This window comes from Labrys sp. 22185 (assembly GCF_052045555.1).
Taxonomy (GTDB): domain Bacteria; phylum Pseudomonadota; class Alphaproteobacteria; order Rhizobiales; family Labraceae; genus Labrys; species Labrys neptuniae.
This window is the reverse complement of record NZ_JBQEPH010000071.1, coordinates 1-10,774: the sequence shown is the minus strand read 5'-3', so window position 1 is coordinate 10,774 and position 10,774 is coordinate 1. Positions and strand designations below refer to the sequence as shown.

The 10,774-nt window shown below is 59.0% G+C and carries 15 protein-coding genes; 4 read left to right on the top strand and 11 right to left on the bottom strand.

Annotated features, from left to right (window positions below):
- From ACTJKX_RS37075 to ACTJKX_RS37060, 4 genes are all read right to left on the bottom strand, one after another.
- On the bottom strand, window positions 1–1,254 hold a 1,254-nt coding region (locus tag ACTJKX_RS37075; RefSeq protein ID WP_440728384.1), incomplete at its 3' end, for a recombinase family protein.
- Window positions 1,179–1,847 carry a recombinase family protein gene (locus ACTJKX_RS37070; protein ID WP_440728383.1) on the bottom strand — a complete coding sequence of 223 codons (669 nt, stop codon included), beginning with the start codon at window positions 1,845–1,847 and terminating at the stop codon, window positions 1,179–1,181. The genes ACTJKX_RS37070 and ACTJKX_RS37075, both read right to left, overlap by 76 nt.
- Window positions 1,844–2,119, bottom strand: a complete 276-nt coding sequence (locus ACTJKX_RS37065) for a hypothetical protein (protein ID WP_440728382.1) — start codon at window positions 2,117–2,119, stop codon at window positions 1,844–1,846. The genes ACTJKX_RS37070 and ACTJKX_RS37065 overlap by 4 nt, the downstream gene beginning before the upstream one ends.
- A 209-nt stretch (window positions 2,120–2,328) precedes the next feature.
- Entirely contained in the window at window positions 2,329–2,799 is a 471-nt protein-coding gene (locus ACTJKX_RS37060; protein ID WP_440728381.1) for a MucR family transcriptional regulator, read from the bottom strand.
- Between the two features lie 34 nt (window positions 2,800–2,833).
- Here ACTJKX_RS37060 and ACTJKX_RS37055 point away from each other — a divergent pair, with 34 nt between their 5' ends.
- Window positions 2,834–3,085 (top strand): hypothetical protein, encoded by a 252-nt coding sequence (locus ACTJKX_RS37055; RefSeq protein ID WP_440728380.1) that lies wholly within the window; start codon window positions 2,834–2,836, stop codon window positions 3,083–3,085.
- On the opposite strand, the gene ACTJKX_RS37050 is transcribed toward ACTJKX_RS37055, so the two are convergent.
- The 4 genes from ACTJKX_RS37050 to ACTJKX_RS37035 form a co-directional block, all read right to left on the bottom strand.
- Entirely contained in the window at window positions 3,082–3,882 is an 801-nt protein-coding gene (locus ACTJKX_RS37050) for a methyltransferase (RefSeq protein ID WP_440728379.1), read from the bottom strand. The genes ACTJKX_RS37055 and ACTJKX_RS37050 overlap by 4 nt on opposite strands.
- A 480-nt stretch (window positions 3,883–4,362) precedes the next feature.
- Window positions 4,363–5,628, bottom strand: coding sequence for an IS110 family transposase (locus tag ACTJKX_RS37045; protein ID WP_440728378.1), 1,266 nt, complete (start codon window positions 5,626–5,628; stop codon window positions 4,363–4,365).
- 375 nt (window positions 5,629–6,003) lie between these two features.
- The gene (locus tag ACTJKX_RS37040) at window positions 6,004–6,228 is read right to left on the bottom strand and encodes a hypothetical protein (RefSeq protein ID WP_440728377.1); all 225 of its coding nucleotides are present in this window, start codon (window positions 6,226–6,228) and stop codon (window positions 6,004–6,006) included.
- Window positions 6,229–6,243: 15 nt separating this feature from the next.
- A complete protein-coding gene (locus tag ACTJKX_RS37035) occupies window positions 6,244–6,906 on the bottom strand; it encodes a baseplate J/gp47 family protein (protein WP_440728376.1) in 663 nt (220 codons plus the stop codon).
- A 143-nt stretch (window positions 6,907–7,049) separates the two neighbouring features.
- On the opposite strand from ACTJKX_RS37035, the gene ACTJKX_RS37030 reads away from it, so the two are divergent.
- The gene (locus ACTJKX_RS37030) at window positions 7,050–7,547 is read left to right on the top strand and encodes a hypothetical protein (RefSeq protein ID WP_394315477.1); all 498 of its coding nucleotides are present in this window, start codon (window positions 7,050–7,052) and stop codon (window positions 7,545–7,547) included.
- A 36-nt stretch (window positions 7,548–7,583) separates the two neighbouring features.
- Here ACTJKX_RS37030 and ACTJKX_RS37025 read toward each other — a convergent pair whose 3' ends face one another.
- Complete coding sequence (locus ACTJKX_RS37025) at window positions 7,584–7,841, bottom strand: phage baseplate protein (protein ID WP_440728375.1); 258 nt, start codon at window positions 7,839–7,841, stop codon at window positions 7,584–7,586.
- A 38-nt stretch (window positions 7,842–7,879) separates the two neighbouring features.
- On the opposite strand from ACTJKX_RS37025, the gene ACTJKX_RS37020 reads away from it, so the two are divergent.
- Together ACTJKX_RS37020 and ACTJKX_RS37015 are read left to right on the top strand one after the other, a co-directional pair.
- Window positions 7,880–8,017 (top strand): hypothetical protein, encoded by a 138-nt coding sequence (locus ACTJKX_RS37020; RefSeq protein WP_394315479.1) that lies wholly within the window; start codon window positions 7,880–7,882, stop codon window positions 8,015–8,017.
- Between the two features lie 397 nt (window positions 8,018–8,414).
- Window positions 8,415–8,729, top strand: a complete 315-nt coding sequence (locus tag ACTJKX_RS37015; protein WP_394315480.1) for a hypothetical protein — start codon at window positions 8,415–8,417, stop codon at window positions 8,727–8,729.
- Here ACTJKX_RS37015 and ACTJKX_RS37010 read toward each other — a convergent pair.
- Window positions 8,726–8,881, bottom strand: a complete 156-nt coding sequence (locus ACTJKX_RS37010; RefSeq protein ID WP_440728374.1) for a hypothetical protein — start codon at window positions 8,879–8,881, stop codon at window positions 8,726–8,728. The genes ACTJKX_RS37015 and ACTJKX_RS37010 overlap by 4 nt on opposite strands.
- Window positions 8,882–9,414: 533 nt before the next feature.
- Complete coding sequence (locus ACTJKX_RS37005) at window positions 9,415–10,605, bottom strand: class I SAM-dependent methyltransferase (RefSeq protein WP_394315482.1); 1,191 nt, start codon at window positions 10,603–10,605, stop codon at window positions 9,415–9,417.
- Between the last annotated feature and the right edge of the window lie 169 nt (window positions 10,606–10,774).

Sequence of the window (10,774 nt, the reverse complement as noted above, 5' to 3'; positions counted from 1 at the left end):
TGCCGGAAGGGTCTCGCCGCTGGACGGATGGCGATGCCGTGCTGCCGCTCGGCGAGCGCGCCCCCAACGCGATCGCCATGCTGGGCCTGCAGATCCTGGCCGCGGGACCCTATGTGGTCGAGGCTGACGCCGCGGATGCTGCGCTGAACGGCTGACAATATCGACGACAAGAATCAGCCAGCCCTTGAACAGGGCTGGCTGATATTCTTTTCGGGGGCCCGCAACGGCTTTCATCATAATATCACCAACCCGTTGATTTCGTTCAAGATTAGCGAATTCAAGAATGCCAAACAGCTCGCCGCGTAGCTCGGCATGGATCTCACCGCGTTTGTCGCCGGGCGTGAGCACGATCTCGCCGATCAAGGAGCGCAGAGCTTCAGCGGCCTGTCTTCCGCCCTCATCGTCGGCGAGCGCCTGCGTGAAGTGCTCCACCCGCTTGCGGTAGAGATTGGCGATGTTGGGATGCAAGTCGGGCACGTCGGCCGGTGCCTGCGCAAGGCGTTGGGTGATATCGGCTTTCTGGCGTTCCAGATCCTCCATCCTTGCTTTCATGGTCGGCTGATAGAGTCCGTCTTCGATCGCCGCCATGATGCCGGCGATGGCCCTCTCGACCTTGTCGAGTGCCTTGCGATCATGTTCTCCCTGGGCGCGGCGCTCCTGGTTGAGCTTGTTGGTCTCATGAGTATAGGCCTTCACCGCCTCGGCCACGGCATCGGCTGAGACCAATCTTTCCTTCAAGCCTGAGAGAACACGTTCCTCGATCTTCTCGCGGGTGATTGTCCTGCCATTGTCGCAGGTGCCCCGGCGCTGATGGTTGAGGCAGCCAAAACGCTCTTTCGTGAACAGGCCATAGCGTCCACCGCAGCAGCCGCAGGTGAGCAGGCCGGAAAGCAGGGAGGCCGGCCGCTTCATGGTGTGCAGCCTCTTCGCCCTGGCATCGCGGATGCCGATGGTGACCGCCTCGAACTTGCTGGCGATGACCTTCTGTCGTTCCTTCACGGCCTGCCAGAGCTTGTCGTCGATGATCCTGAGATGCGACACCTCGGTGCGGATCCATTTGGCCGGCAGATTGATCCGCGACACGCGCTTACCGCTGATTGGATCCTTGATGAAGCGCAGGCGGTTCCAGACCAGCACGCCGGTATAGAGCTCATTGTTGATGATGCCGGTGCCCCGGATCACATGGCCTCGGACACTGGTATCGCCCCAGTGCCGGCCGAGCGGACCGGGAATGCCCTCCTTGTTGAGGTCGATGGCAATGGCCTTCGGGCTCTTGCCGGTGGCGAACTCCTGGAAGATGCGGGGATGATCTGGGCTTCCTCCTGCACGATCTCACGATCACCGCGGATGGGCTCGCCCTCCGCATCGAGCTTCTTCACCACCCGATAACCGTAGCACAGCCCTCCCCCGGCCTTGCCCTTCTCCACCCTGCCCCGCAGGCCGCGATGGGTTTTCAAGGCAAGGTCTTTCAGGAACAGGGCATTCATGGTGCCCTTGAGGCCGACATGCAGCTCGCTGATCTCGCCCTCCGCCAGAGTGACGATGGTGACGCCAGCGAATTTGAGATGCTTGAACAGAGTGGCGACATCGGCTTGGTCACGGCTGATACGGTCGAGCGCCTCGGCCAGCACGATCTCGAACTGGCCGCGCTGGGCGTCACGCACCAATTGCTGGATGCCATGCCGCAAGATGGTGCTGGCGCCGGAGATCGCCGCATCCTGATAGGTCCCGGTCACGCGCCAGCCTTCGCGCGTCGCCTGCTCTCTGCACAGCCGGAACTGGTCTTCGATCGAGGCATCCCGCTGGCTATCGGAAGAATAGCGGGCATAGAGCGCGACACGGGTCATGGTGGATCAACCTCTCTCTTTCCTAATGGGGGATCATCCTTCTTCCCCCTGCCCTTTTCCTCTCGGCGACCACGCCGATTGTCATTGGCTGCCCGGTGCTTCTCGAACGCTTCCCGGGCCAACTGCCGACCGACCACCCGTGCGATGTCGAGCACGACGCGATTCAGCTTGGCGGGACCGCTGTCCTCGCCGGCATGGCTGGAGCCAGCAAGACTGGAATTGTCATTGGACGGGGCCAAAGGTGTCGGCCCTGTCTTGGTTTCTTCTGCCATCAGGTCGCTCCCGAGAATGGATCGACCTGCCATCAGATGCCTCCAATGGAGGAAGGAAAGCACGAAGTTCATGGCGTAGGGCCATGGCGTGCAATGACTTGCGCATTGCGGTTTTGCCTCATACGCCAGACCTGCCAGAAACGAGGCTAGAGAACTTTGATCTCGATCATCCAGCCCTTGGCAAATCGACATGTCTGGCGTCGAGACCGCTACGCGGCCTTTTTCTTTCTGCCCTTGCTGGCCGCGGGAGGGGGTGGCGGTGGCGGGGCACTAACGGCCTTTCGATTCATCTGACCTAGCCCCAATTCCTTGGCCAGACGTGAGCGTGTGGCTGAATAGTTCGGCGCGACCATGGGGTAATCGCTGGGCAAGGTCCATTTTTCCCGATACTGCGCCGGCGTCAGACCATAAGCGGTTCGCAGATGCCGGGTCAGCGATTTGAATTTGAGGCCGTCTTCCAGGCAGATGATGTAATCGGGCGTGACGGATTTTTTGATCGGAACGGCGGGCTTTGGCGGGGTATCAGCTTCAACCGGCCTGGGATTGTTCAGGTTGGTCAGGCTTCCATGCACTGTACGGATCAGATCCGCAAGGGAAGCGGTGGCAACCTGATTATTGGCGACATAAGCCGAGACGATGTCGACGGTCAGGTCGACCAGACTTGTGTCTTCTTCGAGCATGTTCAGTCACTTTCTTTTTTGCGTTGATGTCGAAGTGAGTGACATTTTTCTTTATATGCGCAGCTTTGTGGACCCGATCGCTGCGCTGGCTCAGATTCTCAGGCAAATTCCGGTGCCTGTAAACATCATCTTCAAAAAAGATCGCAATCTCGGCAGCACTGTTCCGATGATTTGCAGATTTTTCTTCGACCATCGGTTTGCCCTGTCTCAATCCGGACAATTGTCGGCAGCCGGAGAACATTCGAATTACATTCGTCTGTCTCCGAACATCGAACCATCTGCCTAAAGCAGAACGAGCTGCTCGCTCTTGTCAGCCAGAACTCGCGCCTGGCGACGTTCCCGCCACTCGGCGAATTCCATGGTGACGATGTCGCATAAGGGTGCGACGCCCCGCCATTGATCGCGGCAGATGCTGGTGTCGATCCCGATGCCGCATTCCATGAACAGGCCCGTTCGCTGCTTGAACTCAACGCCCGGCCCTGAGGTCAGCCGCTCGAAGCAAAGGCAGCCGGAATAGCGGAACGACGACGAAGCTTGCGGCAGGATGAATACGCCATTGTCGGCGATCTGAGAGGCGACATCGATCACCGCAAACTCGAAGGATTTAAAGCCACGGCGACCGCCCGATGTTGCCAACTTGCCAAAGGGCGGATTGGCAATCGCCCAGTCGAACATGGTTCCCGCAAGCTCCTCCTTCCACCATTGCCGCCAGTCGAGCACATCGGCACAAATCCAGCGTGCTTCCGGCAACAGCATGCGACCGATCTCGACGAAGCGCGGATTGATCTCGACGCAGGTCAGTTCCACCTCGCCCCGCCATTTGGAGCGCTGCCGAACCCAGTAGGCGAGACCACCGATCCCAGCACAGAGGTCGATGACCCGGCCCTGCCCTGGCTCAAGGGCAAAATCGGCCGCCAGATCCGTCGGCGTGAAGAACGCGCCTGCAGCCGCGACATTATTCTCTGCACCCGGATGCCAGTTCTCCAGAACAAAATCCTTCTCGTCCTCGCTCAGCACATCCTTCCCCAACAAGGCTTCCGCCTCGGCGTGCGCCTTGATCTCTGCTTTGCTCAACTTGCCCATCTTGCTGCCCTTCCGTTTGATCGGCGAAGCAGGTGCCTGCCTGCTTCCCGAGGTCGCGCGGAGCAGCGTGTGGGTGGGGGGCAAGCAGGAACTGGGGAGGGGACTCCCCGCCTTTTGCAAGCCTTATTCTCCGCCGTTCCGCTCATTGCGTTTGCTTCCCGATCTCGCTTTTCGGCGAGGGGTCGCAGCGCTGCGCTGCAACCCTTGCCTCGCGGCGAGCAGTGGGTGTGCAAGCGGAGTGAGTGCGTTCGCGGGGAACCGGCTGCAGGGAGCTCAGCGACCGAAGCTGGGCGGAAGGCACTCCGAAGCGCGCCGAGGGCAACGCCCTAAGCGTTTTTGTGCGGTCAGCCCAAGAGAAATCGAGCAACCAATCCCTCATGGGAGATTAACTGCCTGTGCGACTTAGGCTTTTCGATCAGCACCTGCGAGACGCCAAGGCGTAGGCTTCGCATCCCCGACCAGCTGCGCCTCCGCCTTGGCTCACGTCGCGCCTCCCGCCGGGATCTGTGGCATTCGATTCTTGTCGAAGAGCTCTCCAGTTTGCAGCATGGCGCAGGCAACACCGATTAGTCGGCTGCCGATCGAGCGCAGCGCACGTGCATGCGAATGGCCTCGCTTGCGCATGGCGCTATATCGGTTCCTGGAGTGGAAATCGTTCAAAACTGCCACCCTGGCCCAATGGTAGACGGCGGTACGCAGCCGATGAGGACATGAATGGCGCATCGCAACGGTGTATTGCTTGCCGCTTCGCCGCGTCACTGGAGCGACGCCAGAGAGTGCGCGAAGTGCCGCCGCATCCCGTCGACACACGGCGTCATGAGCTTCCGAAAGCAGTGCGGCGAGTACGATCGGCCCGATGCCAGGCATCGAACGCAGAATATCGGGGTCGCACCGGGTATTCGGCGCGGTTGCCTCGACAGGGGGAAGGTCGGCAACCGCAATACACAGACGCTCGAGTTGCTTCATCCCGACCTTCATCTGTTCCATTACCAGGCGAAGACGAACGATGAGAATCTGGCAATGGGCAACGCAGGCTTCGGTGACACCAGGCGCAACCGCGATCGGCGTCGCCCGCAGATGGGCGAGTAGCGTCTCCACTGACCATTTCCGAACCCGGCGCCGATAGAGCAGTCGAGCAACCGTTCCTGTCCGAACGCTCCGTGCTTTTGCAGGCGTAGGGATCATATCCCATAGGTCCAACACCCAATCGCGCGCCCAATCCTCAGACAGATCGACAAACTGCGGAAAATAGCGCCAAAGTTGATGACGGAAACGATTGGCCAGCCGATTACGCTCGGCGGACAGATCTTCGACCATCCGCGACCATTCCCGCAATTCGATGATGGTGGGATGCACGGGTTGGAGGAAGCGATAAAAGCGCAAGTCCGTTCGCATGGAATCAGCCAGAACGAAGGCATCGAGCCTGTCATCTTTTGCGCCGGCAATCGTGAAGCGGTCCCGGAGCCGATCGAGTTGCTTGGGATTGACGGCATGAACGAGGAAACCGGCATCCATCAAATGCTCGACGACGGGTCCATGCGGCACTTCTATGCCGACGGCGACACTGGCGGGCTCTAGCCCTGTCACGGATCTGATCCAAGCAGCCAGTTCGGTCAGCCCCTCCCCGCTGTGTGCGAATGCGCGGTGGCCGAGCTTCTGACCGAACGCGTCGAGTGCGTAGGCGTAATGGGTGGCCGAGGCCCAATCCACACCGACATAGGCTGCTATTGCGATGTTATGTTCCATTGCATCTCCCTCGTTGCACGAACGGGCGGCCGCGAACCTCGCCGGCCCTGTTCTGGCGCTCGAAGGCGCAACTCCCCACGGGGCGTCGATCGCGGCCAATCCATCGGGGCACTCGTCCCCTCTAGGCGCTCGCGGCGCAGTATCACCAGGTGGCTCCCGACGGACTGGCCCGCAGGTCGATCTTTACCGCCCCGCGAGGAGCAATGTCATAGGAACAGGTTTCGCCCGTCCGCAGGGCGCCCCCCCTATCGGCGGCGAGATTGTCTGAGCGCAGCGAAGAGAATTTCGGGGAGACCCCAGTTCGTGCTTGCTGGGGAGGGAGAGCAGCGCTCTCCCTCCCCGCGTGCTTGGCATAACCGTGAAATGCTCGCGGTCTCAGCCGCGACGATCGTGCGAAACCTCGCACGCGCTCGGTTCTCCGCGTGATGGGATTTGCTGCTCGTCGCGTTCAAGGCTGTCCGCGGATTGGAAGATGCCCGCTACCCCTCCGTCGCGCAGATCCAGCCCGGCCGCACCGTTGTCTGTCAACGGATAGATTTCGACATAGCAGGGCTGCGGACGGATGACTGCGACGTCGACGATGGCCGGCGACACCGCCATGGCCGTCTCACGATATCAGCCCTTGCCGCCTGCCGAGGAGACGCGGTCGAAGGCGTTGGCGATGCGCAGGCGCCATTGATCGAGATCCTCTATATCGGCGCCGCCCTCGCTGGTGGTGACATTCGCCGCCACGACGCCCGCGACGGGATCGAGCATAGAGGTCAGGTGCCCCGGCTGAAGGCCATTGCCTGCCACGCCCTCAAGCGAGGCCTCGGCCGTGACGTCGGCCCACAGCGCGCCGGCCGGGATCACGGCCGGTGTCAGCGTCAGAAACACCAGCCCGGCCGAGCCGGCATTGACGCGGTTCTGCTCGGGGATCGTCACTGCCTCCTGACGCACGGTGGTCAATGAGAAACGCATGGTGACGCGAGCCTTGGAGGCCGGTAGGCGTGGCGCCGAACGATTGGCACCAAGCTGATCGAGCCCGACCGTCGCGAGCGCGACCAGGTGCTGCTCGACCGTCATCTGCGCTTCTTCGCCGAGGATCGACATGGCATAGGCCAGGGTCTCGATCAGCAGCATCTCTACCTGCATCGGATAGAGCGCGCGACCGCTCGCCTGCTCGAACCATACGATGTAGCGGACTTTCAGCGCCGCCGCGTCCCGGCTGAACAGGGCGGGCTTGGGCAAGGCGCGTAGAGCGTCGAGACTGTAGGGGCCGGGATCATCACGCCGCATGGCTGGAGCCTCCGAAGTCACACGCCATGGCCAGGGTGATGCCAGGCCGGAAAGCCTTCCACAGTATGACTGCAAGCAAATGTGACACCTTCCGTTGGGAGACGGACTCAGTCAGACTGGTCGCGCGCAATGGGAGACCGCAGATGGAGTTGCGAGAGATTTGGATCGCGTATTGCGAGCAACAATTAGGGGACCGAGCAGCAAGCGCCGCGCCGGTTATCATCTCTCCTAAGAAGGCAATGGCGCTGCTCTGGAATTTCAATGCTCTGTTCACGCCACGCGTGGCGGCTATCACCGCAACAGCGTTTTCTACCCAATTTGACGAAGAGGCCGATGGAGCACTGGCGATGCTCGCCAGAACGGACAGTTTTGCGTCTTGGGAGCGAATGAGCGCTGGGGCCTGGCGAGTACTATATGAGCGCCATTTGTATACCCTAGTGGTCATGGACGCCAACGCAGCGCTGAGCGAGCCGGTCATTTCTCGCCTCCCATCCGGCTTGACGAGACAATCGCAGGCCCGGGCATTGCTGCTACAGTTCTTGCTAGGCGGCGCGCGCTCCATCGACCGGCAATTGCTCCCTCTATCAAAACCCGGCACGCTGCCAGCCTTTCCGGCGAACACGTCTCTGAGGCGACATTGAATGCCGGCAGAGTGAAATTCTCAGTCCATTTCGCATTCATGGCCGTCGCTCGCTGGGCAGGATGACGTCGGTGCGCAACACTTCCCGCGCCACGTCCGAGCGCAGATGCCAGAACACCGGAAAGCGCCAATGCCCGAAATCCTCGGGCGTGATCGCCACGCGGTCGACGATGATGCGCGGCTCCCAGATCGCCAACGCGTCCCAGATTTCGCGGGTGATGTAGGGGATGGCGTAATCCGGCCGCCGATCGACGTAGGGCTGGATCCGGCAGCACTTTTCTGGCGCCGTGGGCACCGTGCCCTTTCTGTCAGAACGATCGTGGTGATGCACTGATGAATGTCATCGAACCCGATGACGATCTCGCTGAGCGCGTCGGCGTTGCGGCCGAGACGCGGCTGCCAGTGCAGAAAGGTGATTGTGCTGCGATCGATGGGCATGCGCGAAAATTACGCGCGCGCGATTGCAATTGAGTGGCGAGGCTCTACCCTAGGGGAAGCAGCCTGCCTTCGGAGATGACAATGGAATTTCCTGAAAATTACCCGGCACTGGAGTTTGGTGCCCTTGTGGAACTCGGGAAAAGCTCACTATTTGTACTAGGGATATTTTGGCTTCCGGCCGGAGAGGTTCAAACAGATCGAACGTACGAGGCACTAAAGAGTGCCTTGCCACACCGGCCTATATTCCGTTTCAACCCACCTGCGACTGGCTCCACGGTCATGTTCGATCAGAGCCGGCACAAAGACCGGGATCTAATACTCAATCTCGCCAAAGTTCGAAAAACTCTCAGCAGGATCGGGGTTCCCTTCCATGAGCTTCCAATGAAGCCATAAGCACTTCCGGGCGTTCATTAACGAATAGAGGCCGGGCATGAACTTACCGAAAGAATTTTGGCTCCTCCCTCGAATTGACTACTACGTCCTGGCCACCAGCTGCATCCAGGAAAAGGGCCTGTTCTGGCTCGATGAAAAAAGTATTGGTGACAAGGTAAGACGCTTTGTCGAGGAGGTCTATCCGGATGCTCACCTTCATCTGCTTCAATACGAGCCACACTTCGAATACGCGCTGATCGATAGTAATTTCCATCCGGTGTTCCTCGGCTGGTTACCCAGGCTCGCGCAAAAACGAGCGGATTTACGAAGTCAGGGCGTTGCCGAGCACCTGTTGCCGATCGACCCTGATTAAACGGGTGGCCCTGGCGGTCCGGGCGGCGCGCTCACATGGCCATGGGTGTCGCCGACATTCTTCCCATCGTGGGTGAGTCCGCTGCCCTCGATCGCCGTCTGCCCCGTGATCTTCACCGGCCCCTCGATCGTCAACCCGCCTGGAAACTTCAATGTCGCGGATCCTGACGACTTGTCGATTTCGAGATCCGCTCCACCCAGCACGGCCTTCGTCAGATTGCCGTTCTTGGTCGGCGTCTTGTCTTCCTTCTAATAGCTCGCGCCGAGGATGCAACCATCTTCGCCCTGATGGTCGATCAGGCAGTGAACCTGGCTACCTTCGTCGGGCTGGTTGAACACCTTCGATCCGCCTGCCGCTGGCATGTTCCAGGACAGCCAACAGCTGACAGTGCCTCCTCATCCTGAAACTCCACGCGTGAGCGGGCATTCTCAGGGTCGTTCTGTCGCACGATCCCTCGCTTGAACGGGCTATTGGCGCTCATTGCTTGGTCTCCGATTTCTTGACGAAGGCAATCTTGGACTTGCCTCGTAAAAATGGAGAGCACTTCTGAAAGAAGGAGGAGCATTTCAAATGGGCCAGAGGGAAGACCACACTCGACGATACGTCCTGGCCGCCAAAACCCAATAGCATATACAGCCGAAAAACACCGAATAATTTGCCAACCAGAACACTATGCCTGACTGCGTTACCTGCGTCGATCTCTTCTATAAAATGCTCGGCATAGTCGGATGAGTATCCTCACAGGCTTCTTTTCGTACATTGAAGGGCTCTTCGCCCAAAGGCGATAGAATCGCGAGTCGGCAAATGCCTGGAGATTACCGGCCATCAATTCTGAATTGTCAGAAGAGGCGCGAAGCAAGGTCGACTTCCAATTCTGAAGTTTTGTTAGTTCTTCTCGCGTCTTTGCAAGATCTTTTGCATAATATTGAGCCTTCTGGCGCTGAAGATGCAACTCGCCGTCCAGAAACGATACGCGTGTAGTTAAGGTGCTGATCGTCTTGGCATTTTCCTCTTTTTGTGTGTGATGAGCGGCTATATGCTCCTTAAGCGCTTCGGATATCTCAGCAAGTTGACGCCATGGTGAAACGAAGCTCGATGGCGTCTGCGCCGCAACGGAGGCAGATTGTTCAATAGTACCGCCCCACACCCCCAAATAATAGGTGCAGGACTGTGCCGAAATCTCAATTTGGTCCTGGCTCGGACCAAGCATAGCAAGCCCGAGCTCTACCTGCGTAGCGAGGGCTCCTGGATCGGTGTGCCCCTCGAATGCCTGACTATTGCCAAGTAAGATGTTGGCATGCCCGCTCACGGGGGCGCCAACAAGCCACTGCGCGGGGCCGAGATATTTCTCTGTCAGACTACGGAAACTCTCGAACGAATAACGTCGGTCGTGATGAGGGTTCTTTAAGTCGGGATCGTGCGTTGCGTCCTCATTGGGGCAACTCAACACCACCATAGCACCGGCTTTCAAGAAGTGAAGCAGCTGCTGGAGGAATAGTTCCGGTTCGGGCAAATGCTCAATCGTCTCGAAGGACACGACGAGATCGAAATCAACATCACCGTTCAAACACTCTGAGAGTTTTTGAACGTCACCAACTCGAAAATCGACGGAATCCGTCCCATAGAGTTTTTTTGCTATGGCCACGGCCTCATTCGAAAGATCTATGCCCAGGACTCTTTGAGCACCCCATGTCTCAATCAGTTTCGAGCCATATCCTTCACCGCAAGCGACATCGAGAACGCGGCGGCCCTTACAGATCGAATGCACAGCCGCATAGCGGCTGACATGCTCAGAGGCCGTGAATGCGTGGTAGCGGTCTTCCCCTTCAACCAAATGAAGGCGCTCCTTGGCTTCGAGATCTAAATGCTCGGCCATACTTTTCTCCCAACTCACGAAGCGCTAACTTGATCGGCCGGTTCACGGTCGAAGAAGGTCGCTCGAATATTTCTTAAATAGGCATTTGGGCTTCGTTCCGCGGCAATCATGTCTCGGCCATTTCGTCCCTTTGCCCTTCCTTCTGCGAAATGTTCGTAGAAGTCTCGGA